Source organism: Rheinheimera sp. F8, assembly GCF_001518915.1.
This window is the reverse complement of record NZ_CP013656.1, coordinates 2,539,245-2,564,290: the sequence shown is the minus strand read 5'-3', so window position 1 is coordinate 2,564,290 and position 25,046 is coordinate 2,539,245. Positions and strand designations below refer to the sequence as shown.

The following is a 25,046-nucleotide window of genomic DNA, read 5'->3' as shown; positions in this document are numbered from 1 at the left end:
TCTTTATTTGAGATTGATAGATCACTGAGCGGTTTGCTGTCGCTGTTCAATCAGTTGCAGGCTCTGTTGCAATTGAGGGTCGGCTTCAGCGCCGCCCGGAATGGCCAACGCTGTGTCGTCATTACGGACGTCAAAACGGACATCCGGCTCAACACTGTGACGATGCGGTTTGCCATCAGGCCTGACCAAGATACGTGTTGCGACATAAGCCCGCAATTGTGAATGTGGCAGATTAAATAAATTCCCTTGCGCCGTCTGATTGGCAAAACCTTCAGTCGGGCTGCCGAGCAGCGTGGCAAATTGTTGATCCTGAGCGGCAGTGGCAAACACGATGGCGGCAGAATAAGTCCGTGGGCCAATCAACAGGTAACTTTTGCCCCCAAAACGCTTATCGACCGCAAAAGGCTGTTCCCATTCAGTCCAGTCTTGCTGCAGCAGCGTACCGGATTGGCCTTTATAACCAAACCAACCGCTGTTATATGGGTTGAGTTTTTCCCGCAGTTGCGAGACCAACCGAAAGGGTTTATGACTGAGATAACGGCTTAAATAACTGACGGTATCGGTATTGCCGCCGGTATTTTGCCGCAGGTCGATTAATAAGGAATGCACCTGCTGTTGTTGTATAGTGGCAAAACTTTGATCAAGAAAATCAGCAAATTCGGCTTCATCCAGGTCAAAAGTGTTGAGTTGCAATAAACCTACCCCAGGCCGGATTTGCTTGTAAGCATAATCCTGGCGCTCTGCGTCAACCATTTGCCAATCTTGTCCCCGTTCTAATTGCAGGGTCTGCACGGGCTGCTGCATGGGTTTGAGTGTCACTTCAAACTGATCCTTCCAGCCAAGCGACGCCCACAAACTCAGGCCAAAACGTGACACCAGCATTTCCTGGCGCAAAGCTGCAGTTTCACCATTGCCATAGGCTTGCAGTGAATCGAGTAACTGAGTAACCGGCACTTGGTTGATGCTCAGAATTTCGCTGCCTGCGGCGACCTGCAAACCATCGGCTAACTGGTAGCTATGCTGCAGCAGCAAACTGCCATTTTCGGCCAGTTTGAGCTGCCAGGGGAAAAATAAATGGCCTTGCGACTGCAATTGCTGGTACTCAGGATAGGGCCACAATAACAGGGTATGGCCATCATTAAACATCTGATTTAACCGCGCAATCACGGTGTAAAACTCAGTACGCAGCAGTGGTTTATTAATCTGCTGCTTTAATAGTTTTGCTTGTTGTTGGATCTTTGCCAGATCGGCGTATTCGCTAAGCTCCGGATGCCAGGCGACGACCACTTCAATTAAATGATCGATGTCAGCGTGCATCTGTGTAACGCTTAGCTGTTGCTGCGACATGGCCGGATTCTCCAGCTCCGGGAATATTTGCAGATGAGATTGAGTACAAGCCCCCAGACATAAAGCACAGAGGGCGATGAAGTATTTGGCGAATATTTGTGTCAGCTTTTGCATAAAAGTTTCCTTCAAAAACCTGAAGTTAATGCAAAGCTTGTCGTGGTTTTGTCGTGGTTTTGCTCTGGCTTAAGGTGGTCAATTAAATGCAATGAATCAACAGGCGATACGTCGTAGCTGGTTCAGTGATATCCAGTGCGCAAAGCAGCTAGACCACCTGCCCGCCGCTATTTTTTTGCTCTGCCCAGTGTAACAGCGCGTCGAGCGCGGGACAGAGCGCCTGCCCCCATTCCGTCAGCCGGTACTCAACCTTTGGTGGCACCTGCGGGTACACAGTGCGGTGCACAATGCCGTCGGCTTCCAATTGTTTCAGTTGCTGCGACAGCATCTTTTGCGAGATCTGCGGGATCAATTTTTCAAAATCAGAATAACGCTGCACTTTGCCGTCAAACAGATGAAACAACAGCAGAAGCTTCCAGCGCCCTTCCAATAATTTAATCACATCCTGCACATCGGCCGCAGCGGTAGATGGCGTATAAATCTTTCTCATCGGTCTGTCACTTACCTTTTGGTGCGTTCTTGAAATCGGTTCAGTCTAAGCAGAAACTGCCCGCTCAACAACACAGCAGCAGGCGCACAAGCCATGACAATTGAACTACCGGAATCGATCAAACAGTACTTTTCAGCCGGCAACATCGCCGACCTGCAGGGGCTACAAGATTGTTTTACCAAAGACGCAGTGGTGTTTGATGAAGGTGGCGCGTTTCGCGGACTGGCAGCGATTGCAGCATGGTTTTCAGAGGCCCGGCAGAAGTATCAGTTCAGCGCCACCCCGCTCAGTATCACCACAAAAGATCAACACCAACTCGTGCTTGCCAGCGTCAGCGGCAATTTCCCCGGCAGCCCAATCCAATTGCAGTATGCGTTTTTGCTGCATGACGACAAAATTCAATCGCTGCAGATCTCATCAAGCTGAGGAATTTAGACCTTTCAGGACATAAAACACAGCGTACTGGTGAGTACAGACACCAGATAAACACTTCACCAGTGCGCCGCTGATTTGTCAGGCCTGTTTGTGCCACTCAGTACACAATATCGCTAAAACGACAGTGTCCCACCAGCGTCCTTTAAAGTAGCGGTTTTCTCTGAATACGGCTTCTTTACGCATACCCAGTTGCTCGCATAACTTTACCGCCGCTCGGTTAGCGCTGATAGTCTCGGCATAAATTCTATGCACATTCAATTTCGTGAACGCGAAATTTGCTAACGCAACAGCGGCTTCCTGCATCAGAGCCCTGCATTGATATTGTCTGGCCAAACCACAGCCCATCGCGGCCTGATGATCTGACTCCAGCCTTAAACAAACAGTACCAATCAGATTGCCAGTGGCTTTTAACTCAACTGCCAATTGAAATGCAGTTCTTGGGATGGCACATGCTTGCTGAATAAACAACTGAGTGAGTGCCTGATATTTCTCCACCGTACAATCTTCTTCCGCATAAAATCGTTGATATTTGCTGTCCCGGCTCAAGGCCACAAATGCTTGCTCATCGTCGATGCGCATATCACGTAAAATCAAATGTTCAGTCTCAATAAAAAACATCAAAATAAACCTTTAGGCTGATGATCCGCGTTGAAAGCGATTACCGCACATGACGTCAGGAGCCTGCTCAGCGACTCGACATCAAAAACCAGAGCTGCCGCTATCCGGCCGGACTATAGACCCGGCCCGCAGCAACCGCTTTACTTCGAAGACTCAGCATTCCAGCCGTAGGCGTTGGTAATACGGTCTGCCACCTGATTCATCAGGGCCATGCCATTGTCGCCATTGGTCATGATGATCATGCCATAGCCTTTGCTGAGATGACCCGTCATCCAGGCCCGATAGCCCCAATTGGCACCACTGTGCGAAAAATACTGTTCCTTGCCAAGCTGCTCGATTTTAAAGCCGACCGCGAACTGCCCGACCCGCACCGGTGTCGTCATCTCTGTGGCGGCCTGCCGGCTCAGCAGCTGGCCTTTTTCAGCACGCAGCGCGGTCTGAATTTCAATGATAAATTTGGCCAAATCAGTCGGTGTGGTCCACAGTGCCGAGGCGGCTTGTTCCGGGTAAACATGCCATGGCGCCTGCATCCGCTTGCCATGTTCATCATGTGCCAACGCCGCGGTTTGTGCTGCCGGCATGGACTCAAAGGCACTGTGGGTCATCTGTAGCGGCGTCAGCACTGAGGTTTGCATCAGCTTATCAAAAGCGCAGCGACACAAATCCATCATCGCCTGTTGCATGATCAGGATACCGCCGCCGGAGTACTTAAATTCGCTATAAGGCGGCCGCGCAAACAACACTTTGCCCACATTAGAGGGCGCCTGACCATTGAGGATCTGCACGACGGTCGGCAGCGCTGCCTGCGGGGCGTAACCGGGAAAACCGAACCCGTCATCGGCACCGGACGTGTGACTGAACAATGACCGGGCCGTCACCGGCTGTTGTTGGTTTAGCTTCGAAGACGGTACTTGCCATGAAGTGAGAAAGGTATTGATGTCCTTATCCAGGTCAAGCTGCCCCGCCTCGACCATCCGCATCGCCGCCATTGCCGTCACCGGCTTTGCGATCGAAGCCGCCTGAAAACGACTATTGGTATCCAGCAAACGGCCAGTGTTGGCATCGGCAACGCCGTAAGCCTTGGCCCAATGAATGTTGAAATCTTTGACCACCGCAATGCTGAGACCCGGCACCTGCAACTGCTGCATCAATGCGGGCAGTGCAAGTTTATCGAACTCCGTTTTTCCGGCAGTTTGCGCGGCTTCAATCCGCGTGATCAATGGCGCTGCATCACCTGGTGGCAGCGTTGCCGGCGCTGCAGACACCAGAAAAGCGCAAAATAGCGGTAACAACATATAAATTTTGGTCATCACTGAAAATGTCCTTGATGATGGGGATACTGACGATACCAGTCGGCAAGACAACGGATGCCAAACGACAGGCTGTGTCAGCCAATTCTGACACAGCCAGAAACTTCACGGCCAGATTAACCGGCTTTTACATTAAACAATGCGTCCAGCTCAGCTTGTTGCGCCGCCGTGATACCTGTTAGCGACTGCAGGGTTTCTTTATAAGCGGCTTTTGCTTTATCTGTTAACTTAAAATGCAAATAAGCCTGGATGACACTGATATGCGTGTTAAACGACTGCGGATAGTTTTTTCTGTTCCATACCAGCAGTTCCAATACCTCATCCTGGCGGTTTAAATACTGCAGCCACTGGGCATAACCATTGGCTTTGTCCTCCGGGATCTGCAGCTTTTGACCCAGCAACTGCGATCTGGCATTAAACACCGCCTGCAGATCAGCTAAGTTTTGCGGGACATTGGGGATAGCCCAATTGGTAAACAGGTGTTTTAAGCCTTGGTATTGCCCAACCAAAGTTGTCGAGTCATGACTTTCGTCGCTAAAAGTTTGGGTTTTTACCTGAAGTTTCGGACCCGGATATTGATTGGTTAAATCCACCAGCTGTTGAAAAGCGTTAGTCATCACAGGCTCTTCGTTTGCAATGGACAGAAACACCCGCCCTGAAATGCGCTGTGTTTTTAACGCCGCCGCAGCCAAATCAATCATTTGATTGTTATTCCAATACAATGAAGGGCTTATTGCGATGACACCATTGAACAACCCTGGTCGTTTTATCGCGGCATTGACGGCAAACTGACCACCATGCGACGTGCCCGCCAACGCCTGATAATCTGAAGTGCGATACCGGCTTTTGATAGCTGGGATGATTTCTTGTGCCAGATGGGCCAGCATAAGGTCAGCACCGGCCAATTTATCAGACTGGGCCGCACTGTTTTGCGCTAAGGTCAGTTCTTCCACGCGTTGCTGGCGCGGCGTGACAATCCCAACCACTATCATCGCGGGGATCAGATCAAACTTTGACAGATAATCAACTGTGCCGGCAGTATGCGCGCCCTGAATATCACCATCTGTGATGTACAGCACAGGATATTGTTGTTTTGACTGCGCATAATCAGCCGGCAAATAGACGATTAACTCGCGTGGCTGCAGCAATAGTTGGCTTTTAAGCGTGAATTGTTCGGTTTGGCCTAACGGCATCGCGGCAAACACATGCAGATGCACAAAACACATCACTGCCAGCATCAATTTCACAGTTCTATTTTTCATCGTTTCCCTTCGTTTGCTTGTTGTTTATTAAGTTAAATCATCAATATCGATAAACCGTCGGACGCCGCAACTGTCTGTAAAAATCAAAGTAGCGGGCATTTTTAGGCATAAATGCCTGCTTAGCTTGTTTGAGATAACAACAGCGCGCGATTAACCTGGCGGATGAACCGCCAATGCCAGACCCAGCAAAAAATAGCGACCAGGCCGGCGATTGAACCAAGCAGATTGGGAATTAAGGAAAGGACTTGTGCGCTACACCAGCCAAGCCCCGACATCCTGCCAAAGGAGCGAAATCCGCCGAGTGCAGGGTTGCTGACCGCCTCGGCCTCCAGTGATTTGGCGACATTGGCGATTATGAAAAAATCTTCGATAAAATTGTACGGCAACACAAACATCCACCAAACGCTATTGGGCCTGGCTGTTCTTGACGCCGGCGCAACCAGTTGTAGTGTCTTAACCAGATCGCGGGCATAGAAAAACACCAACAGCAAAAACACTGCAATGGCGACCAAGGACCCAACCGGACCGAATATCTGCAGCTCCGCCAGGATGCCGCCACTGGCATCAGGTTGCAGCAACGGATAGATCAGGCCAATCCCAATCGGGATGCTCAGGATAATTTTGAGCAAGGTCATTGCAGTCATTTTTAATCCAGGCCGTTCGCAGGCGCAAATAAACAAACCACGTTGCGCAAAGCGGGATTTGTAAACAGACAGTGAAAAATACACTACCAGAAGGGATAGAAAGAACACAACTGCTGTTTATTACCAGACAGCGCGACAAGCAACCTGGCTGGTGCTGGCTGCTATCGCTAAAAACTTAAAAAATCAACGCTGGCTAATGGCGGGGTCAGCCGCTGCATCAACAAATAGTCGGGATATCACTCATAGAAACTTCCACTTAACAACAAGGGCAATAATGGTGGGCACAGCAAACAACAACAGAAAGATCGGTAACTCTTCGGCGATTGAATAGCCCGCACGGCTCACGCCAACCCACATATTAAACCCGGTCGCACACAACCAGAGCAGAACAAAAGCTGAAATACCCCATGTTGTTGCAGCAGGGTATTGTTCCGCAAAGAGCTTACTAAAAATAGATATCGCAGCAAGCAGGAACAGGCCGACCAGCAAAATAAGCACTGTACGCATTTCATCTCTCCTGGCATTTTTCATCAAGCAAACTTTGTGTTCGTTACATATAGCTAATCATATGAACCGGCTCGACGGCGCGATTAGCTGTGACAATATTCTGCAGAGATCGCGGCTACTTCAGGCGTTCCAGCCGGCCTTTGCGGCGCACGATGTTTTTGTAGTCCCACTGTATATCGCGGCTCTCGGCAAGCCATGCGCGCAAGGCTACAACGTCGATTTGATCCACCGCCACAAAACGTGCTTCTGCAGCTTTAAATTTGCCCTCAGCCGTCAGGCCAGGCGACGCAAAGGACTGACCACTCCAGAACAGCAAACGGATACATCCTTTCAGCTTGCTATAGCCAACAATTGGATTGCCGTCGAGAAACCATACCGGATGTGCATGCCAGACCTTGTTTTGGGCGTCAGGCAAGGCGTTGTCTATCTCTTGCGCAAGCAGTGCGCATATCTGCAGATCCGCCAGAGATTGCGCATTGTTGTACCACAATGTGTCTTCATGCATGCCAAAGACTCCTCCGGTATTAATAGCTAAAGCCCATATTGCGACTGCCATATCCGCCGTGAACCTTAAAAAAGACCAACCCCACTGCAGCCACAGTTATCGCACAGGATCCCTGCGCCGCCCTGCCACAGCTCAGACTGCATGCGGGGTTAAGGCGAGCCGATAGAACTTCGAATCGACCGCCATCACCGGAAACGTCTGCGGCAGACTAGATTTTTGAACCTCAGCAAAGCCATTTTTTTCGTAAAACCGGTGTGCGGCCACAAACTTGTCGGTGGTTCCCAGTAAAATGTCTGCAATGCCCTGCTTTGCCGACCATACCAGCAGTTCGTCGAGCAGCTGCTTGGCGACGCCCTGTTCAGCACCCCGGTACGCGGCCGCGACAAACATCTTGCGAAGTGCAGCCTGTTGATTACCGATATCGAGCAGGCCAATAGTCCCAACTACATGCTCGCCGTGGATAGCGACCCAAAAGTTACCGCAATTGCGCTGATAAAAACCGGGGATGTCCAGCAGATCAGGCTGGGCGTCCAGCGTGATCGGTACACCAAACTCCGATTGCTGAATGGGCAGGATGACTGAAACTACGCCTGCGGCGTGTTCAGCTGTAAAGGGAATAATCTTAATCATCAGTCATACCGTCAAATGATAACTGTACGCGGCTGAACCTTGCGCAGTGTCGCTGCGCTATTAGATCCGCGTCTTGTCAGCCAAAAGCCGACACAAAGATCACAGCAGCCAGGTATCACTGCAGAGATCTTGCTGCTGCCTTACTGCTATGCCTGTTGCAACCTTTGCTGCGCATAGCAGCAGATTGTATCGCCGATAAAATTAACCATATTTGCATGGTACGCAGTATGGAATGTAGTCATCGCGTCATTTTCAGCATAGTCAAAGTGTGCCCGGCCTCAATTTGTGGCAGCTTTTGCCCGCTGAAGCGCCGATTCAAAGGGCAAAGCTCCGGCGGACTTTATTGTTGCTGCCATCTGTTCATCCAGCGACATCAATCGCTGCCTGAGTTCTTGCAGGTCCTCAACGATCAGCGTGTGACCATAGTCGACCGCAATGCCCCGGTGAATGCTTGCCAGCTTTTTGCACTCAGCCTGATAGCTTTCGCATCCAAGCTTGGAGTGCACTATGGTGAGCGCGCCACTAATCAGCGACAACACTCCGGCTGTGGTTGGACTTAAGATTTGGTTATCGATCAGGAACCCGCCGCCAGCCACCAGCGCCAGTAACGCCGCACCAATGACCAGAATAAAATTGGCCGGGATTAATCGCGCCAGTGTTGTTGCGTAGGCCAGCGAAAGCGCCATGTTCTCCGAGCGGCGTTCCTCGGCGACTTGTCTGAGATCCTCTATCGTAAGCATGCTGGCTTCCTTTGCTGTCTGACGCTGAAGTTAAGCCGCGAAGCGGCGTTGACCTGAATGCTTGGTCAGGCCGCGCCTGACGGAAATATGCACTCGAACTGCTGAAAGACAACAGGCATATCAGGCTGAGGCTGATAGCCAGTCCCCCGGAGTTCCCAATGATAATAGTCCCAATGCGCCTTGCGCCACCAATCCAGTGAGCCGTCGCCCTCACCTTCAATTTTTGCATGGCTTGCCGTGATCTGGTTAAACGGCAGGATCTGCACATGGGTTGTGCGAATAATACAGATGGCCTGCCCGCTCCAGTCCGTCACTATGTTCAGATCGCCAACAACCGGCAGGCTCTCGCCACTGTTGTCAAAAAACCACAAAGACGGTGAGGTCGCACGCTTGCGACCAGTCAAAACCAGCCGGGCACACTCATTCGCATCAGCCTCGTTGTCGCAGAAATACCAGGCTGGTGGCGCATCAATAGGAGCTGGTGATGGTGGAGACTGACCAGCAAGGTAGTCGGCCCACAGCTGCGTGACTGTTCGGTGCATATAAAGTGTTCCTTCCCTGGAGCCGCGAGTGGCTTGAATTACATGGTACTGCCAGTTAAAGCTGGATGAGCGATTAACACAGGCGCTGCCACAACCAACGAACTGACACGCCGAATGAGCCAATAAAGCACAATTGCACAGATTCTGTTTTTGTAACTTCACCTTTGGTTATGCACGGCTTTTAGTCGATCCCGCAGTGACGAAGTGCACAACTTGAACCAGTTGTCAGCCATCAGGAGCCTGAAAGTGCACTGCAGGCCATGACAGTGCTGCACAACACTGTTTGATTAATGATGAAGCCTGTGCCGAAACCCAGGAAGCCCATAATAAAAACGAGAATTGGCTTGTGACACTTTGAGGATCTGCTGATCACTCCGGTTATAAACAGGCCGACAAATGCGCCTGGCAATGAAAATATATGACCTAGACCCAGCAGGTCGTTTATTGCTGATGGCCCCCAGTTGGCCCGAATGTAGACTCCGAAGGTTAACCCTACAGCAAGAACTGCGCCCGAGATAAACAGAGGCTTTGTTTTAATAACAGCGCATGCGATGAAAACTAATAAGAAGACCGATGCGTAGTACCAATGTCCGATGAAAAGAACATCACCTTTCGTTAGTGTAATTGCTGCCAGCAGCGCAATTGCTGCTGTTGTGATGATTGCATCCGTGCTTAGTTTCAGCTCCATGTTGGTTCTAACGCCAAACGCACGTGCGACAAACCGATTGAGGTCTGACGCCCCAGAGGCAACGGACGCGCTTACCCCGTTTTGTTAGACAAACTTGCAACAAACAGCACCACCCGTGTAATTTAAACACTGACAACAGCAAGATAACAATCACGCTGTAGCATTGTTATGTTTGGCAAAAATACGAATAATTTCAGCATTAGTGAGTTTCAAAATACTTTTTCAATTCTTTATAAAGAATTGCGCACTTTGGCGGCTCATCTATTTTGCCATCATGATCACAGTCATATCCTTTAACTGTAGCCAGACGACCGTTTCCGAATATATCGCGATCATCTTTTTCTATATAAGTTACCGTTGGAGACTTTTTGATCCACACTATGTTTTCTTTGAACTGCAAAAATTCTGTTTTATCAGTCAAATTTATCAATCTCTCAAAATCTGCGCGCTCGTCAGCAATGACCTGAAAGGTAAAAAAGCTCAATAAGATTAGAAATAATCTCATGATTCCTCCGCTAACGTTTAGCGCACGAACCCGGTCCTTGGTGAGCGTCGCTGCGGCCTCAGGCCGCAATGTGCCACGCTCCTTGTTAGCAGAAAATTTAAACATGAGGATCATGTAGTAAGACTATCTCTGACTGTTTCACCTCGTAGTTTGGATCGCCACCAGAAATTTCAATCGTATAAATAGGCTCCGAGTCATGCGTATCGACTCCAACGATCCAGCCTGTAACTCTTTCACCATCCTCATCGATGATACTAACCTGAGAATTATGTCGATACTTAATTCCAAGAATCAGCTCACCATTTAAGAACGCTTCATTTAGTTGCCGATACTCAGCTCTGTTCATAGTTACCTGCTAACTACCAAATTTAGCGCGGGAAAACGCGCATGTGTTTTGCGTCGCAGTCCATGCGCAGCGTAGACGATTAACATTTGCTTGTTATGTGCCTTTACTCTGAAGTATCCCCAGAAGTTGTGTAGGTAAAACAATAATTCAGGCGCGGGAGGGAACATTCATGGCAGTCCCTGATCTGATCCTTCGCCAAAAATCACAAACCATGAATAACCGCCATGAAAGCTCAAGCTATGCTCGCCGATTTTCTCGACCTTGTCACCCCAAAAAATTTCCATAAACATCTTTTAAACTCGCTGACGGCATCGCTGCAGAGTTTACTCACCAACGGCCAGTGCACTGTCACTGCGATTGGTCGCGGCATTGATAGTGACGCCTCAGAGCGACATTGCATTAAACGGGCAGACCGTCTGCTCAGCCACACCACAATGCAACAGGCAGTGCCAGAGTTTTACACAGCGATGACCGGCGCATTAGTGAAGGGAAAACAACCACTTATCCTGGTCGACTGGAGTAACGCCGACAAAGAACGCCGCCATTTTATCCTGCGCGCCAGCCTGGCTGTTGAAGGCCGGGCCATGACGCTGTTGCAGATGGTCACGACCGAATCCGATTACAACTGTCCGCATCTGCATAAGGCATTTTTAGCGAGATTGAAGGCGATGCTGCCCAAGCGCTGCTGGCCGGTCATCGTCACCGATGCAGGCTTCAAAGTGCCGTGGTTTAAGGAAGTGAGTGCCTTAGGCTGGCATTTTATTGGTCGGGTGCGCGGTCAGGTATCGCTCAGATTACCGGGCCAGAGTGAATTTATCAGCGTGGCGAAGGTGTATAAAAAGGCCCGGCAGCAGCCGATGGTTCTCGGCGAGATTGCGCTTGGTCAATCTCAGCAATATGCCTGTCGCGCCGTGCTTGCCGGTAAAGGCTGGAAACTGAAAAAAAGCGACAAGCATCTGCCGTTTAAAGAGCCGTGGCTGCTGGTATCTAACCTGGCGTATTGCTTCAATTATGCAAAGAAAATCAACAAGCTTTATGCTGCAAGGATGCAAATTGAAGAAGCATTCCGCGATCAGAAAAGCCAGACGTACGGCCTTGGCAGCAACGCGCATCGGACAAAGAAAAAAGGCCGGTTAGAAGTGTTATTGCTGCTGGCTGCGCTGGCAAATTGGTTGCATTACATGCTTGGGTTGGCAGCAGAACTCGCCGGCAAGCATCGGTCGTTCCAGGCGAATTCGCTGAAACATCGCAGAGTGTTGTCGTTCAATTATCTGGGTAAACGGTTGTGCCGATTAGCCAGAGTCGGTATCAGCGGTGAGGAAATCCAGGCGGCAGTCAGGCAACTGCTTGAATGGGCGGGTCTTTTTGATTGGACCAATGTCAGGAAAGTGAGCGGATGATATGGTTAGGTTATTTCTGGGGATCCGTCAGGCCTTTACTACAACGGTTATTCTATACATCTATTGTTCGAATAATCGAAGCTGCCGCCAGCATCTAAACATTTATCAATTTGAATAAATTCATAGACATGAAAACCCAGAATTACAGCACAGAGCCAGAATAAAAACCCCACCGAAAAAACCGAAAATCCATCTGGGTCAACATTTGATTTGAACGGTTTGCAAATTAAATAACCTGTTCCTTTGCAAAGAAACTCTATCAAAACTTCATTTAAGGTTCTGAATAAAAACCGACCAACCACTTCCAGTAAATCACCAACTGCATCTAGCGCCATATTCGGGTCACTTCCATGTACACATAACTATCGCCTAAACGGCGAGCAACTTGTTGCGAGTCGTCCAGCGCCGCAGGCGCGCTATGCTGGCGATTGCTATGAGTTATTTTGCAGCAGGATTGTTTCACTGAAATCACTCTTGAATGCATCCAATTCATAAGGCGCGCCTGCTTTATCAAGGTACAACGAAAATAGCACTGATTTGCCATCATCATCGATTAGTTCAAACTCTGCGCAAGCTGAACCAAAACTACGCTCAGAATGATTGATTCCAATCATTAAACTGCCCATCCTGCCATCATCCATTGATTCCACTAATAACGATTTTGCGTCATACGCTAGTTCTGCACGTATAAATAGCTCATTTAGGATTCGTGTTTCAATGGTCGTTGGGGTTCGCATTTTCAAAACTCATAACTACCAAATTTAGCGCCAAGGGCGAATAATATTTACTTGTTATGTTCTTATACTCGTTTGATAGCAATCTTTGCATGACCAAAATCACCCGGCACCCCAAATATCATTGGACATTCAACCACTGTATAAATGTATTCATCAGTCGATTTTTCATTAGGGAAATCAGACTCACACTTTGAAATGAAATCTCCAGATTTATTAAAAATGCTCAATGAAATTTTGTACGTATCATGTACAAAGGCAGAATCATTCAAGTTCATGTGCTTTACTGCAAAGATAACTCTTTCAGTTCCAATTGAAGTTTTCGCAATTTCTAAACCTAAAGAATCTGCGAGCAAGCCTAACTGCTTTGAAGAGACCTCATTTAAGCGATTTTTGTAACCATATTCTACAGATGCACCTAACGTGGATATTAGCACTGAATATATAAGCCCTGTCGCAAGAGCAAAACCTACTCCCCACAAAAATCCTTTATAAAGCTCCATTAGGTTCTTCAATTAATCCCCCTATACATAACGATTGAACTCAACGGCGCGCTGTGTAGCGTCCGTTGCAGTGACTTGTTCTGTGTGTAAGTTGGGTCGGACCATCAATCCATGAGTTCCTAAGCACTTGTGCGGTAAAACAATTCTCGACGCTACAACTTGCCGGCCCCGGGGTTTGTGGCCTCACTCGAAGCTAGTCCGCGCCATCCGTCTGCATGCACGCATCAGCGGTGTCGCGAACGCTTCGAGCGTTGCAGAAAAACACAAACTCTTCAAGCTTACTTTGCTCCTAGAATCCGGACTTTATGAATCTCAGATCTATTAGAAAAATCGCCGGCAAGACAGAACATATTAATCAAATGCAAAACGCACGCTTTTAACCCTACGTTGTGCCTTTGATATTTTTTAACATCAGTTAACACTACCGAAAAAACCTACAGATCTCAACCCTTTGCCGCTGCTGCCCGCTTTGTAACAAACGAAAGCGGGCGTGGCGCCGTTGATCTGGCGATATACATTTAATTTACATTTTGCAGGTGCGAATTGCATAGCTGAGCGAACTGCTTTGGCCGCGTTTTTTGAATCATAAGTGGCGGTCGGCATACTTTCTCGGCGTGATGCCAGTCGTACCAGTGAAACTTGCAGGCATTACACCCGGTTAGATGCCCATACCGGCAAACAGCCGTGGGTTATAGATATCGTGGAATACCTGCTGCAGCCGCAGCTGTGTGGCGTCCGGGTGGCTGGCGTTAAATAGCAGGATGCTGCCAAGGCCTGGCGGCACTGTTACGCTGGGTAATTCCAGCAGCACGTTTTGTTGGCTGTGCAGCCAGTCGCTGCCGAGTTGTTGCGTGCTGACCGGATACGGAAAACTGTCCCAGTCGGTGGGCATAGCTCCCTGAAAGCGGCTGACCAGCGCATCTGGTAACTGATATTGCCCGAGCCGGTAGCTCTTGGGCACAAAGCGCGGTGACGGCAGATAATTGGCTACTTCCAGCATCGCCACTGCCGCCGAACTGGCGAAATACAGCACGCGCTGACCTGGTGGATTCCAGCGGCCGCCACTTTTGAAACTGGCGCCTTCGCCGCTGTAATTCTCCAGAAAGGCTTCCGGACAAATGCGGTACAGCTGCATCAGCTGAAGTCACCAAATTCAATAGCTTGCAGCACATCGGCGACCATTTTGCGGCCAACGAAACTGTCAAATAACGCGATAGGTTTGTCGCCGGATAACGCCGGCATCGGGCTGTTAAGCCACTGCCGCGCCATCTCTGTGCCAAACAGCTGTTCAGCGCGGCAAATCAATTGCAGCATATCCAGCACCGGCTCGGCCTGATGACTGGGTAAAGTGCCTTTATACAGGCGGCTGATATTGGCGGCGCTGATCGACAACGCAATCACCAATACCGGTTTTAATTCGGGCAGCCATTGCAGCAGGGTTTTGACTTTATCGCCGGAAACGCCGTCACGTACCAGCTGCAGATAACTGCGTTTATTTGCAAAAACTGCGGTAGATACAGCGCAGGCGTCGGATACGGTTTTGACGGACATTGTCTGGCAAGGAATAGTTTGATATGTCGTAGCCATGGGTCACCTCCGGTTTGCATCTTCTGACATTACATCAAAATGAGTTACCCATCAAATCAAGTTGATTGAACTGCAGATTTATTCCACTGTCGCCTGCTGGGCGCATCTGCCCGCTTTTCGTGCACAATCGCCGAAAAGCTCTGGGTACCACGTAGCTGCATTTTCCCCAGTCTGTTGCAGAGCAAATGACGTTCAACCGGCAACAGGCCAAATTGTTGGCCTTTCGAAATCCCGGTCTCAGCATACCATCCCTGGATATTCGCCGAAAATTGCTCCTGCATTTTCGCCATACCATCCATCCCTGGATATTCGCCGAAAATTGCTCCTGCATTTTCGCCATACCATCCATCCCTGGATATTCGCCGAAAATTGCTCCTGCATTTTCGCCATACCATCCATCCCTGGATATAAAAAGGGCCGTGGTGAATCACCACAGCCCTTCCCCAATCGCCTGTCCGCTATTTCGGACAGACCAGTCACTCAGCTTAACTGTGCAAACGCCGGCGCCAGAAACGTCCGCCAACGATGGTTAACAGCAGCAACATCCAGTTGCCGGATGAACCACCAGAAGATTTTGGCTTCACCTCAACTGCAACTTGTTGCTCTTTGACCGTGACATTGACAATGGCCACACTACTCAGCGCCTGATCCGATACTGTCACTTCAAAGCTGTAGCTGCCAGAAGCGGCATTATTCAGCGTCAGTCTGGCACCGTTGGCGGTGGTATTCAGCGTAGTGCCTGATTTCTGCACCCAGCTGTAGCTCAGCGCATCACCGTCGACATCAGTACTGGCTGAAGCATCCAGCGTGATACTACTGCCGCTGACACTTTCGACATTGCTGCTCACCACTTTTGCCACCGGCGCATCGTTCACCGGTGTGACCGTCAGGTCAAAGCTGGTGCTGATTTTATCGTTCGGTTGTTCAACATCCGCCACAGTGACAGTGACTTTAGTCGTGCCGACAAAGTTAGCCGCCGGTTTGATGTTGATAGTTGAGCCTGAACTATGGCCATCCACCGTTGCTGTGATATTGGCACCGCTGACGCTGATAGTGTTGGCACTGTTATTTTCATCGGCGTACAACACCTGCACATTCTTCAGTTCGCTGTCTTCAGCAACTGTCGCGTTGCGGATAGCGCCGATCGCGATGTTGCCGGGCACTGAAATCTCATGGGTCATGCTGATATCAGCCATCCCTTTCACCTGACTGGTGGCTTCCACTTTCAACAAGCTGCCAACCGCAGAATGCGCAACTTCAGCAGTGAACCTGACCTGAAATTGCGATGACTCCGGGCCAACATAGTTGTAACACAGCACTTTGCCGACACTCAGTTTACTGTCCAGATCATCCAGGGCGTATTCAGTCCCTAAATGCCCTTCCAGTGGACCGTATGTCGATGTTTGACCACGATACCCCTGCAGACCAACAGAACCACGGTTATTACCGGCGAACTCCAGTTGGTTGTATGCCATGTAAAGCTCGTACTCGCCTTTGCCAAAACGGACATTGTTGTTAAAGATCAGTTCGAACTCAAAGCGATCATCACCTTCACCGAAAATTGCCTGCCAGTTTTCATCCATGCCGAGGTAAGGCATGGTGCGCATTCCATCCCATTCAATAATGCCCCAGCCCGTTTGTGTGCTGGCGATGGTCATACCTGACTCCCAGCTCAGCGGCGTGGCGGCAGTTTCCAACACAAAGTTCGGGTAACCGCCCCAGCCACGCCACAACGTACCGATGGCCTGATGCGGGAAGCTGTTGTACGGGAATGGCATATGTTGTGGCCAGAAATACGGGTCGCCGGAGAAGGCAATATTGCCGTTACCGCGCACCGCCATATATTGTGATCTGGCGTGTTCATTGTTGTATAAACCGAAACCCTGACCATCTCCAAACATCGTGTTGTAAGGAATTAATGTGCCTTCTCTGAGCATATTCGGGTCGTCACCAAATCCCGGTGTAAAACCAAAACTACGCAAATCGACATATCGATCATTGTTTTGACCAAAATCAGGCACCCGACACTTCGCGTCTTCATCGCTGGTGCTGATCTTGTACTCTGGCGTGACTGTTGAGGTATCAGGCTGCAAGCCTTTGATCGTCAGCACACCGTTTTTCAGCGTCGCTTCCTTAACAATGCTGTCGTCGCTGGCCTGAATATCATCGGCTGCGAGGTTTAAACCCGCCGGAATTTTGGCAGTGATGGTGAAATCCCGATCGGCGCCTGAGTTATTTGGCAGGGTATTAAACTGCAATGTGACGGGCTGACCAGCGCGGGCGGCCGTTTTATCTGCTTTTAATGTGACATCATCATCACCACGGCTGAGTTTCACTGGTACAAACCCAATATTGCCGGCATTGGCTGGCGACGAGCCGATATCAAAACCGGTGTAATACAGATCACCGGTTTTCATCTCAGCTTTGTTCCAGTTGATTTGTAAATCAACCGGCGTCTTGCCATCGGTTTGCGCTGGCATTGCCACAGAAACATCCGTTGCCGGATCACCTTTGACCACGGCATAAGTGTATTCAAAACTATCGGTGCCAGGCGTCATGTAATCATTGGCATTGTATAAAACAGCGAAGTATTTACCCGCTTCCGGCTCGTTGATATTACAGAAGTTATTGGATACGACATGCCAGGATACACAAAGCATTTCGGTATCTAAATCCATCACACCGTTGTTATTAAAGTCTTTGCCCAGATAAACAATGACGTTGCCGAAGTTATAAGCTTCTTTATTACTGGAGTGTGTTCTTTGCAGGTTCTCGACGATTAAACGTTTACTGTTGGCCGGCACATCAATCCAGAAACTATGGGAAGCTTCGTCCAACCGGTTCTGGTCAACATCACCTTCCTGCCGCGGCCATGGGAAGGTGAAATCATCATCTTTTGGCAATGTGATCTGGTGACGTTCAGCTTTAACCGGTGCATAGGCACGGGTCACCGCCTGACTCATCACCGGCATTGGCACATCTTTCACGGTATAGCTGCTGTGATTGCGATGTGCGTTGACAGTCACCCGCTCCGGCAAATCGCCATTGTCATACTTAAACACGACCGGCAGTCGCATATCCGGCGCTTTGTTGTGGTCTTCTTTAAACATCAGATGCGACTGCAGTTCGACTTCTGAATTCCCCAACACATCCTGAGAATTCATAATCGAAGCCCGCACCATCACGGTCTGAGTTTCACCGGCTTTTAAGCTAAATTTATTCGGGATAATTTCCAGCTTGGCGCCTTGTTGCACATATCTGTCCTGATATGAAGGTGACCAGTTGGTAATTTCATCAGCCGAAACGGTCCAGCTGCCATCTTTAGTGGCAGTAAAAGTACGCACCCAGCTACAGGTTGGCTTACAGCTGAAATTGACCATTTCCGGCAAGTTCAGTTTGTGCACCAGACCACCATTGGCCGGGTTCGCGGCCAGCATATTGTCGTAGCTTTCGTCCATGATTAAACCGGCATCAATGGCGGCAGCCACGTTGATGCGGCCAGTACCGGCACGGTAGATTTCAGCCTTTTTATCCGCTTCCCAAGCGGTGCCCGGATGTACGGCATAAGTCACTGCAGGCTCAGCTGTTAACTGTAACGCAGCTTGTTTTTGCGCCACTGTCCAGGCAGGACGCGCCTGCGTGAGCAGCGCTAAAGCACCGGCCACATGCGGCGCAGCCATCGAAGTTCCGCTGTACACTCCAAAGTCTGCAGTGACCGGGTTTTGACCTAAGCGCTGTGCAAACGGGCTTTCGTCATTAGTTGCGGCATAAATGTCGACACCAGGCGCAGTGACCGAAGGGACTATATGTTCAGGGTTGGCAATGCCGGGGCCGCGCGAGGAAAAATCGGCTAATTTATCGGCTTCACTGGCATCAATTTTGCGGTCAATCGTCGTTGCTGAAATGGTCAATTGATGACCAGTGCTGCTTTCTGTATTCAGCCAGCTGGATAAACCGCCCCACCACTGTGCATTCGATAAATGAATGCCCGGCACCGCATAACTATCCGTGTGGACAACCTTGCCTTCATCACCATAGTCGGTGGCGTTATATAAAATAAAACCTTCGGCACCACCTACGGCGACGTTGGCAGATTTTTCCACTCGGCCATTGGTGCCACGCTGACACACCACGATGACATCGGCTGGATTGCCCTCAGCGTCCAGATAAGGCTGGCCTTCGCTGTTCTTCAGGTTATCAAAAGTGCCCTCAGCAAAAGGTTCGGTACACTGCTCATTGCCAAAATTGACCGCTTGCACCACGACACCGGTCACTGCCTCGGCGTTAATACCACCGCCTTTAATCGGCTCTGTCGGCACACTGTCGCCACCGGCAAAGTTTTCTGCTTTGGTATCAATATCGATAGTCCGGCCTGTGGTCGAAGCCGCCACATTCAGTAACCAGGGTGATACGTGATCAATATAGGTGCCCAGCTCTTGCGAACCGTCAGTACCGGCATTACCGGCCGAAGCGGCCACCGCAATCCCGGCCTGATGAGCGCCTAAAAATGCCAGCTCAATCGCATCTTCCCATGGCGACGTGATATTCATCACATTACCAATCGAGAAGTTGACAGCATCCACGCCGTCCGTCACCGCATCTTCAATCGCCGCGACCAACGCCTCCCCAGGACAACCTTCTAATGGGTAACAGACCTGGTAAGAAATAATATTGGCGTGCGGTGCCACCCCGGAAATCTCCGGAAATAAACCGGCCTTGACCACGGTACCATCGCCGGCAGAACTTAACTGTGGCACCACATAATCTACATTTTTCAGCACATTACCCGCAGCTGTAGATGCCGTATGAGAACCGTGGCCTGCCACATCCTCACCGACAGCCGGGTATAAACCTTCATAAGTGTCGGTAATGACGTCGTAACTGCGGATCCCGATCAGCTTGTCGTTGCAGCGGTCCTTAAATTCGTCCACAGCACAGTCGCCAACATAATTACCGCTGCCGAGCGGGTTGACATGGTCATAGCCGTCACTGCCAACATCTGCAAACGAAGGATGATCACTGTTGACACCGGTATCGATGATCCCGACTACTGTGCCTTCCCCTTTAAAAGGTAAATTGGTGCTGGTTTTGCCGGTCCACACTTTATCTGCACTGATCCGCTTTGGGCCTTCATCCGTGTGTAACTGGTACATCTTTGAACGCTGTACGCTGATAACATCCGCCAAACCAGCCACTTGCTCAGCTTCGTCCTGCGTCAGAGTTAAACTGAACCCATTGATAGCATTAACAAACTGCTGGCGGGCTTTCTTGTTGCCCAGCAATTGGCTGATGTCACTGAGTACCGCCTGCTGTTGTTCCAGCAGAAACTCCTGATAATTTTTAACCGCGGAATTCACCGGCTTGCCCTGCACAAACAAGCGCTGCTGCGCATCAGCTTTTTGCAGCTTGGTTGCTGCAAGTCCGGCAATACCACCGTTGTACTGACTGACCGGATTTTGCCGTAACCGCACTATGTAAACCTGCTCACCGCTGATGTCAGCTTCACGGACAAATTTGACCTTGGTTGGTTGCAGGCTGACGTTTAAACCGTCATTTTCCAGCCGGTTATTTTGCATACTGCGCCGATGTTGGCGCTTTTTCAGCTGATCGGCGTTAATGGCGACCGGCTTCAGGTGATTGGCGGAATTTTGCACATGAGCTGACTCAGGCAAATGCCCTGTTGCCGCATGTGCCAAAGCAATACTGCCCAAAGCGGCAGCAACTGCATAAGCGATTGATTTTAGTTTCACTGGACTCTCCACTTTTGATTATTAAGGCGACTGGTTATTTTTCCGTCGCTGAATTTATCTAATCATTCATGTTGTCCGGGCCGCGAAACCTTTCATGTATCAGTTTGTATCAATGCACTAAAACTGCTGCTTTCAACAATACGAATTGCTAAAGTGAGGTCAGAACCTGTTTGAACCCATTGGTTGTTGATGAGACTTTTCGAACTTGGATTACTTGTTACCTGCTTAGGTGCCAGCGGTAATCTTTTTGCTGAAACAAGTTTGCCTGCTGCACAAACTGAAGCCGGGCGCTGGGAATTTGCCTTGTCACTGGGTACCGGCAAAGTCACCACGCCGCTGTCCAACCGGGATGATTTGCAAGGATCTGTGTTGCCTGTCATCAGTTATTACGGTGAGCGTTTTTTTATTGAAAACAGTTTTGTTGGCTACAGCCTGGTCGAGCGGGACCACTGGTATCTGGATCTGGTCGGCAGCCTGAACGATGACGGCTTTTTCTTCGAACTCGATGGTGTCAATCAGTTTGGCTGGTGGGACGCGCTGGGGATCGAGCGTAGCCACGGTGTTGAATTCGAAGGTGAAGCACCAGCTGATCCACCTGGTACTTTTGAAGACATCGAACGCAATATGTCTTATATGGCTGGCGCCAGTGTTACCTGGCTCACCGACCTCGCCGAGCTGCGGCTGACGGTACTTACCGACGTCAGCGGCGTGCACCATGGTCAGGAACAACACCTCAGTATCCGCAAAAGTTATAGTTATCAACAATGGCAATTCCGCTGGCAACTGGGTGCTTTGCATAAAGACCAGCAGATTAATAACTACTACTATAATCTGCGGCCTTACGAGTTATACAACGCCGAAACCTGGTTCAGGTTATCAGACAGCTGGCAGTATTTTTATGCACTGACCCTCAGTTATCAGTTTGATCCACACTGGGCCATTCAGGCCTTCTGGCAAAAAAACCAACTGGACAAGGACCTACTGAAAAGCCCGTTATTAGCCCAGGACCACTACTACAGTCGTTTTATCGGTGTGAGATACAGTTTTTGATGAGCCAACGCTGCAGCCTGGCTTTCGGGCTGATAATCATGGGAATTTTCGCTGATGCACAAGCTGCGTCAGCGACCCTGCAACTGCAATTACTGCCGCAAACCTGTGTGATCACTGAACAACAACCGCAATGTAATATCCAGCTGAAAGTAAAAGTCTCCGGCGGCGCCATCCCGCAGCAATTGTGTTTATTCCACGGTACGGTACGGCATAGCTGTCAGCGCCATTCCCCGCAACAGAGCAGCTGGTTTGAAGTGAGCATTCACACAGATAAAAACCAACACATCTATCTGAAAGGTCAGCAAGGAGAATTGTTAGCCAGTGCGGAGTTAATGCTGGTGCAGTACCAGAGCGTGCACAAACGGCATAAACGCGGTTATTTGTGGAATATGCTCTGATGCACCAGCATTCTAAAATCCTGCTGATTGAAGATGATGCCGGACTGGCACGCGGTATCATGGAGTACCTGCAGATCCAGCAAATCGACATTGTCCACGCGGCCACAGCACAAGGTGCTTTAGCGGTGCATGGCGATTTTGATTTGATCCTGTGTGACATTATGCTGCCTGACAGCAATGGACTGCATCTGCTCGCTGCCCTGCAACAACGCTGGACTTGTCCGGTGTTGTTTCTGACTGCGCTCAGCAGTGCTGACGACCAAATTTGTGGCCTGGAAGCCGGTGCTGCCGACTATTTATGTAAGCCGATTGACCCCAGCCTGCTGCTGGCAAAAATCCGCAGCAGTCTGCGCGCGAGCCAACGCCGGCAGCAAAACCGCCGTACCCTGGCACTGCATGATTTGGTGATTGATTTCAGCCTGAACCGGGCCTTACTGGCTGGCCGCCCACTGCAACTGACCAGTCTTGAATTTGATATTTTATGCTTTTTTATGACCAGACCCGGTCAAATCGTCAGCCGCGAAGTGTTATTTCAGCATTTAGTCGGCCGGGCTTACGATGGGCTGGACCGGGCCATCGATGTACGGATCAGCAGGTTGCGTAAACATCTGGAACAGCTGGCTGTCACCGGCCTAGCCATTGTCACAGTGCGCGGCCAGGGTTATCTGTTTAATTATCTGCCCGAATTGCCGCGGCCTGACGACGCATCCATTGCAAGGGAACTGCAGCGATGAAAAAACAATTTGTCCGGTTTTATTTGTTACTGTTGTTATCCTGCGCCGGACTGTTGTGGGCCTTAGGCAGTATTTTTCAGTTGCTACAACAGGAGCAATGGCATTATCAAATCAACGCCACGCAATTGTTCGATTTACAACAGCAGCAATTGTCGTTGTTTCAACAACTGCCAGCCGCCAGTTTATATTTCCCTCCTGAAATCCATCAGCTGATCGCTGAAAAACAGGTGGTTGCGGTGGATTTGCCAAACGGTCAGAGTTTGTATTACCGGCAAAGTCTGCAACCAGGTATGTTGGATCAACTGGGCCCAATGCCGACCTTGTCCAGCGCCGACGACAGTTTACCCTTCTTGTTATATGGCGCTTTGGCCTTGTTATTCCTGGCTTTATTGTGGCCGGTATTCCGGGATATCCGGGCACTGACGGATCTGACCCGGCAATTTGCCAACACACCAGGACCACTGCAAACAAAACTCAAATCAGGCTCCAGTCTGTACCCACTGGCGCAAAGCCTGGAAAAAATGTCTGCTCAGATCAGCCAGCTCATCAGCATGAATCAGGACATGTCGCGCACTATCGCCCATGAAACCCGCACCCCGCTGGCGCGGATGAAGTTTACCCTCAGCCTGGCCGGCAGCCAGCTTGAACCGCGTTTTTCCCAACGTTTACTCGATGATATTGCGGAAATTGACGCCCTGGTCAGCAATTATCTGGATTTCTCACGACTGGATTATTTTCATCACCTGTCGCAACTTCCTCTGCAAAAACCGGCCGATTTGCTCAATGATCTGGCCGGGAAGTTTGATATTTACCAGCACTCATTTGAGCTGACTTTTCAGACACAGCTGCAACATGCGCAGTTTAATTATCCGGCCTTGTTGCTGGCCGGCCAAAACTTGCTGGCCAATGCCCTGCGTTATGCCAAACAACAGATCCGGGTCGAATTCAGCCAACAGCGGGTCAAAAATGAGCTGTTTTATCAGTTAACCGTCTCGGACGATGGCCCGGGCATGGCAGAACATCCAGATGTGTTGCAACGGTTGTTTCGCCGCGGTGATAACAGTTCTGGTTTTGGCTTGGGGCTGTATATCGTCAGTAAAGTAGCCAGCTGGCATCAAGGGGAAGTCTGTATCCATTCCGCGGCAGGTCAGGGCACGGCAGTCAGTTTGCGCTGGCCTTGTCCGCACGATGGCTCAGCCATTGCGGCTGATGAATAAAGCTAAGCGGTCAACGATTCAGGCTGCGTGCTGCATGATCAAGTCAGGCGCTGCCGGATAACGCCCTCCCAACTACGCTGGTTGTCTGCGGGCAACAAGCGGTAAACCTGCGTCGCGGCGGTTCGCTATTTTGCCGGCTGGCTATTTCGCCGGCTGGCAACTGGGAGCCGCAGCTTCCGCCGTCAGTTGGTGGCTTTGCAAACCCAGCCATTTTTCGTAGATAGCCCTGGCGGTGCCATCCTGCGCCATCGCATCAAACACCGCATTCACCAGATGGCGCTTAGCAAACAGCGGCGATTTACGCGAAAACGCCACCGCCAGATGGGTGGTATTTAACACCAGCGTCTGGTCGAATTTATCCTGCATCTGGTTTTGTTCGATTAGATAGTTAATCGTCGACAAAGATCCGGCCACAGCATCCACATCACGGCCGAGGCCCGCCATCATCACGCCGGTGGTGTAGTCCAGCACCAGCTGTTTATTCATCACCGTATCAGCATCATAACGCGGATCAATTTTCAGCCCGCGTGGCGTGCCAATGCGGATCTTATACAACGCATCATAATCGGGAATGTCGAAAGTTTTACGGGCGCGTACACCAAAAGACAACGGCACCAGACAACTGCCCCGCTCCGCATACTTCGCGCGGGCTTCCCCCCAGGCCATCAAAGAAAAATCGGTACTGCCCTGCTGCAGATTTTGTTCAACCCGGGCATACGGCACCATAGTGCGTTCGGTTTTATAACCGCTGCGCCGTTCGAACTCATTCAGCAAATCAACGATGATCCCCTCAGTTTGCGAACCGTCACTGCCGGCAACTAATCGCGTCCAGGGATCAAACTGGATCATATTGGTTTTAAAAGTCGCTGCAGCATGGGCCGGCGTGCCGGCTAATAAAGTGATCAGCAGCGCAACAACGCCGGCACACTTCAGGTGCAGCGGCGTTGTCAGCATTTTTTGTGCACGTACACACAAGGACGTTATTTGCAT

At 50.1% G+C, this 25,046-nt stretch carries 28 protein-coding genes; 6 read left to right on the top strand and 22 right to left on the bottom strand.

Annotated features, from left to right (window positions below; genetic code table 11):
- Positions 1–21 precede the first annotated feature (21 nt).
- On the bottom strand, positions 22–1,461 hold the full coding sequence (locus tag ATY27_RS11465; protein WP_208930780.1) for a S41 family peptidase: 1,440 nt from the start codon (positions 1,459–1,461) through the stop codon (positions 22–24).
- Between the two features lie 148 nt (positions 1,462–1,609).
- Positions 1,610–1,951 carry a helix-turn-helix domain-containing protein gene (locus ATY27_RS11460; protein ID WP_208930779.1) on the bottom strand — a complete coding sequence of 114 codons (342 nt, stop codon included), beginning with the start codon at positions 1,949–1,951 and terminating at the stop codon, positions 1,610–1,612.
- A gap of 93 nt (positions 1,952–2,044) precedes the next feature.
- On the opposite strand from ATY27_RS11460, the gene ATY27_RS11455 reads away from it, so the two are divergent.
- Positions 2,045–2,377 carry a nuclear transport factor 2 family protein gene (locus ATY27_RS11455; RefSeq protein WP_208930778.1) on the top strand — a complete coding sequence of 111 codons (333 nt, stop codon included), beginning with the start codon at positions 2,045–2,047 and terminating at the stop codon, positions 2,375–2,377.
- Positions 2,378–2,464: 87 nt separating this feature from the next.
- On the opposite strand, the gene ATY27_RS11450 is transcribed toward ATY27_RS11455, so the two are convergent.
- From ATY27_RS11450 to ATY27_RS11395, 12 genes are all read right to left on the bottom strand, one after another.
- Positions 2,465–3,004 (bottom strand): GNAT family protein, encoded by a 540-nt coding sequence (locus ATY27_RS11450; protein WP_208930777.1) that lies wholly within the window; start codon positions 3,002–3,004, stop codon positions 2,465–2,467.
- A gap of 140 nt (positions 3,005–3,144) precedes the next feature.
- On the bottom strand, positions 3,145–4,314 hold the full coding sequence (locus ATY27_RS11445) for a serine hydrolase domain-containing protein (protein ID WP_208930776.1): 1,170 nt from the start codon (positions 4,312–4,314) through the stop codon (positions 3,145–3,147).
- Between the two features lie 116 nt (positions 4,315–4,430).
- A complete protein-coding gene (locus ATY27_RS11440; RefSeq protein ID WP_208930775.1) occupies positions 4,431–5,576 on the bottom strand; it encodes an alpha/beta hydrolase-fold protein in 1,146 nt (381 codons plus the stop codon).
- A 119-nt stretch (positions 5,577–5,695) separates the two neighbouring features.
- Entirely contained in the window at positions 5,696–6,220 is a 525-nt protein-coding gene (locus ATY27_RS11435; protein ID WP_208930774.1) for a hypothetical protein, read from the bottom strand.
- A 240-nt stretch (positions 6,221–6,460) separates the two neighbouring features.
- Complete coding sequence (locus ATY27_RS11430) at positions 6,461–6,727, bottom strand: hypothetical protein (protein WP_208930773.1); 267 nt, start codon at positions 6,725–6,727, stop codon at positions 6,461–6,463.
- 115 nt (positions 6,728–6,842) lie between these two features.
- The gene (locus ATY27_RS11425; protein WP_208930772.1) at positions 6,843–7,232 is read right to left on the bottom strand and encodes a DUF1801 domain-containing protein; all 390 of its coding nucleotides are present in this window, start codon (positions 7,230–7,232) and stop codon (positions 6,843–6,845) included.
- 132 nt (positions 7,233–7,364) lie between these two features.
- Positions 7,365–7,862: a GNAT family N-acetyltransferase gene (locus ATY27_RS11420; RefSeq protein WP_208930771.1), complete on the bottom strand. Its 498-nt coding sequence runs from the start codon at positions 7,860–7,862 to the stop codon at positions 7,365–7,367.
- A 278-nt stretch (positions 7,863–8,140) separates the two neighbouring features.
- Positions 8,141–8,602, bottom strand: coding sequence for a hypothetical protein (locus tag ATY27_RS11415; RefSeq protein ID WP_208930770.1), 462 nt, complete (start codon positions 8,600–8,602; stop codon positions 8,141–8,143).
- Positions 8,603–8,667: 65 nt separating this feature from the next.
- Positions 8,668–9,306: an ASCH domain-containing protein gene (locus ATY27_RS11410; RefSeq protein ID WP_208930769.1), complete on the bottom strand. Its 639-nt coding sequence runs from the start codon at positions 9,304–9,306 to the stop codon at positions 8,668–8,670.
- 70 nt (positions 9,307–9,376) lie between these two features.
- Positions 9,377–9,832, bottom strand: coding sequence for a hypothetical protein (locus ATY27_RS11405; RefSeq protein ID WP_208930768.1), 456 nt, complete (start codon positions 9,830–9,832; stop codon positions 9,377–9,379).
- A 199-nt stretch (positions 9,833–10,031) separates the two neighbouring features.
- Positions 10,032–10,442: a hypothetical protein gene (locus ATY27_RS11400; RefSeq protein WP_208930767.1), complete on the bottom strand. Its 411-nt coding sequence runs from the start codon at positions 10,440–10,442 to the stop codon at positions 10,032–10,034.
- Entirely contained in the window at positions 10,435–10,683 is a 249-nt protein-coding gene (locus ATY27_RS11395) for a hypothetical protein (protein ID WP_208930766.1), read from the bottom strand. Before ATY27_RS11395 ends, ATY27_RS11400 begins: the two co-directional genes overlap by 8 nt.
- Positions 10,684–10,907: 224 nt before the next feature.
- On the opposite strand from ATY27_RS11395, the gene ATY27_RS11390 reads away from it, so the two are divergent.
- Positions 10,908–12,083 (top strand): IS4 family transposase, encoded by a 1,176-nt coding sequence (locus tag ATY27_RS11390; protein ID WP_208930765.1) that lies wholly within the window; start codon positions 10,908–10,910, stop codon positions 12,081–12,083.
- A 47-nt stretch (positions 12,084–12,130) separates the two neighbouring features.
- On the opposite strand, the gene ATY27_RS11385 is transcribed toward ATY27_RS11390, so the two are convergent.
- The 7 genes from ATY27_RS11385 to ATY27_RS11355 all read right to left on the bottom strand — a co-directional run bounded on the left by ATY27_RS11385 (position 12,131) and on the right by ATY27_RS11355 (position 20,657).
- Positions 12,131–12,418, bottom strand: coding sequence for a hypothetical protein (locus ATY27_RS11385; RefSeq protein ID WP_208930764.1), 288 nt, complete (start codon positions 12,416–12,418; stop codon positions 12,131–12,133).
- A gap of 96 nt (positions 12,419–12,514) precedes the next feature.
- A complete protein-coding gene (locus ATY27_RS11380; protein WP_208930763.1) occupies positions 12,515–12,820 on the bottom strand; it encodes a hypothetical protein in 306 nt (101 codons plus the stop codon).
- Positions 12,821–12,882: 62 nt separating this feature from the next.
- A complete protein-coding gene (locus tag ATY27_RS11375) occupies positions 12,883–13,320 on the bottom strand; it encodes a hypothetical protein (protein ID WP_208930762.1) in 438 nt (145 codons plus the stop codon).
- 658 nt (positions 13,321–13,978) lie between these two features.
- The gene (locus ATY27_RS11370) at positions 13,979–14,455 is read right to left on the bottom strand and encodes an RES family NAD+ phosphorylase (RefSeq protein WP_208930761.1); all 477 of its coding nucleotides are present in this window, start codon (positions 14,453–14,455) and stop codon (positions 13,979–13,981) included.
- Positions 14,455–14,907, bottom strand: coding sequence for an antitoxin Xre/MbcA/ParS toxin-binding domain-containing protein (locus ATY27_RS11365; protein WP_208930760.1), 453 nt, complete (start codon positions 14,905–14,907; stop codon positions 14,455–14,457). Before ATY27_RS11365 ends, ATY27_RS11370 begins: the two co-directional genes overlap by 1 nt.
- 56 nt (positions 14,908–14,963) lie before the next feature.
- A complete protein-coding gene (locus ATY27_RS11360; protein ID WP_208930759.1) occupies positions 14,964–15,341 on the bottom strand; it encodes a hypothetical protein in 378 nt (125 codons plus the stop codon).
- A 51-nt stretch (positions 15,342–15,392) separates the two neighbouring features.
- A complete protein-coding gene (locus tag ATY27_RS11355; protein ID WP_208930758.1) occupies positions 15,393–20,657 on the bottom strand; it encodes a S8 family serine peptidase in 5,265 nt (1,754 codons plus the stop codon).
- Positions 20,658–20,918: 261 nt separating this feature from the next.
- Between ATY27_RS11355 and ATY27_RS11350 the strand changes: the two genes are divergently transcribed.
- From ATY27_RS11350 to ATY27_RS11335, 4 genes are read left to right on the top strand one after another with little or no spacing between them, the layout of a single operon-like run.
- Complete coding sequence (locus tag ATY27_RS11350; protein WP_208930757.1) at positions 20,919–21,707, top strand: MipA/OmpV family protein; 789 nt, start codon at positions 20,919–20,921, stop codon at positions 21,705–21,707.
- Between the two features lie 38 nt (positions 21,708–21,745).
- Positions 21,746–22,105: a DUF3019 domain-containing protein gene (locus tag ATY27_RS11345; protein WP_208930756.1), complete on the top strand. Its 360-nt coding sequence runs from the start codon at positions 21,746–21,748 to the stop codon at positions 22,103–22,105.
- Entirely contained in the window at positions 22,105–22,839 is a 735-nt protein-coding gene (locus ATY27_RS11340) for a response regulator transcription factor (RefSeq protein WP_208930755.1), read from the top strand. Before ATY27_RS11345 ends, ATY27_RS11340 begins: the two co-directional genes overlap by 1 nt.
- Positions 22,836–24,056 carry a HAMP domain-containing sensor histidine kinase gene (locus ATY27_RS11335; RefSeq protein ID WP_208930754.1) on the top strand — a complete coding sequence of 407 codons (1,221 nt, stop codon included), beginning with the start codon at positions 22,836–22,838 and terminating at the stop codon, positions 24,054–24,056. Before ATY27_RS11340 ends, ATY27_RS11335 begins: the two co-directional genes overlap by 4 nt.
- 141 nt (positions 24,057–24,197) lie before the next feature.
- Here ATY27_RS11335 and ATY27_RS11330 read toward each other — a convergent pair whose 3' ends face one another.
- A complete protein-coding gene (locus ATY27_RS11330; protein ID WP_208930753.1) occupies positions 24,198–25,046 on the bottom strand; it encodes a transporter substrate-binding domain-containing protein in 849 nt (282 codons plus the stop codon).

Bases quoted from the DNA above. Each gene is read 5' to 3' on its own strand.
- ATY27_RS11405 (WP_208930768.1), bottom strand. From the start codon at position 9,832: ATGGAGCTGAAACTAAGCACGGATGCAATCATCACAACAGCAGCAATT.
- ATY27_RS11345 (WP_208930756.1), top strand. From the start codon at position 21,746: ATGGGAATTTTCGCTGATGCACAAGCTGCGTCAGCGACCCTGCAACTG.
- ATY27_RS11460 (WP_208930779.1), bottom strand. From the start codon at position 1,951: ATGAGAAAGATTTATACGCCATCTACCGCTGCGGCCGATGTGCAGGAT.
- ATY27_RS11370 (WP_208930761.1), bottom strand. From the start codon at position 14,455: ATGCAGCTGTACCGCATTTGTCCGGAAGCCTTTCTGGAGAATTACAGC.
- ATY27_RS11395 (WP_208930766.1), bottom strand. From the start codon at position 10,683: ATGAACAGAGCTGAGTATCGGCAACTAAATGAAGCGTTCTTAAATGGT.
- ATY27_RS11415 (WP_208930770.1), bottom strand. From the start codon at position 8,602: ATGCTTACGATAGAGGATCTCAGACAAGTCGCCGAGGAACGCCGCTCG.
- ATY27_RS11385 (WP_208930764.1), bottom strand. From the start codon at position 12,418: ATGGCGCTAGATGCAGTTGGTGATTTACTGGAAGTGGTTGGTCGGTTT.
- ATY27_RS11435 (WP_208930774.1), bottom strand. From the start codon at position 6,220: ATGACTGCAATGACCTTGCTCAAAATTATCCTGAGCATCCCGATTGGG.
- ATY27_RS11455 (WP_208930778.1), top strand. From the start codon at position 2,045: ATGACAATTGAACTACCGGAATCGATCAAACAGTACTTTTCAGCCGGC.
- ATY27_RS11420 (WP_208930771.1), bottom strand. From the start codon at position 7,862: ATGATTAAGATTATTCCCTTTACAGCTGAACACGCCGCAGGCGTAGTT.
- ATY27_RS11430 (WP_208930773.1), bottom strand. From the start codon at position 6,727: ATGCGTACAGTGCTTATTTTGCTGGTCGGCCTGTTCCTGCTTGCTGCG.
- ATY27_RS11450 (WP_208930777.1), bottom strand. From the start codon at position 3,004: ATGTTTTTTATTGAGACTGAACATTTGATTTTACGTGATATGCGCATC.
- ATY27_RS11425 (WP_208930772.1), bottom strand. From the start codon at position 7,232: ATGCATGAAGACACATTGTGGTACAACAATGCGCAATCTCTGGCGGAT.
- ATY27_RS11330 (WP_208930753.1), bottom strand. From the start codon at position 25,046: ATGCAAATAACGTCCTTGTGTGTACGTGCACAAAAAATGCTGACAACG.
- ATY27_RS11465 (WP_208930780.1), bottom strand. From the start codon at position 1,461: ATGCAAAAGCTGACACAAATATTCGCCAAATACTTCATCGCCCTCTGT.
- ATY27_RS11440 (WP_208930775.1), bottom strand. From the start codon at position 5,576: ATGAAAAATAGAACTGTGAAATTGATGCTGGCAGTGATGTGTTTTGTG.
- ATY27_RS11400 (WP_208930767.1), bottom strand. From the start codon at position 10,442: ATGTTTAAATTTTCTGCTAACAAGGAGCGTGGCACATTGCGGCCTGAG.
- ATY27_RS11340 (WP_208930755.1), top strand. From the start codon at position 22,105: ATGCACCAGCATTCTAAAATCCTGCTGATTGAAGATGATGCCGGACTG.
- ATY27_RS11390 (WP_208930765.1), top strand. From the start codon at position 10,908: ATGAAAGCTCAAGCTATGCTCGCCGATTTTCTCGACCTTGTCACCCCA.
- ATY27_RS11380 (WP_208930763.1), bottom strand. From the start codon at position 12,820: ATGCGAACCCCAACGACCATTGAAACACGAATCCTAAATGAGCTATTT.
- ATY27_RS11375 (WP_208930762.1), bottom strand. From the start codon at position 13,320: ATGGAGCTTTATAAAGGATTTTTGTGGGGAGTAGGTTTTGCTCTTGCG.
- ATY27_RS11335 (WP_208930754.1), top strand. From the start codon at position 22,836: ATGAAAAAACAATTTGTCCGGTTTTATTTGTTACTGTTGTTATCCTGC.
- ATY27_RS11365 (WP_208930760.1), bottom strand. From the start codon at position 14,907: ATGGCTACGACATATCAAACTATTCCTTGCCAGACAATGTCCGTCAAA.
- ATY27_RS11445 (WP_208930776.1), bottom strand. From the start codon at position 4,314: ATGACCAAAATTTATATGTTGTTACCGCTATTTTGCGCTTTTCTGGTG.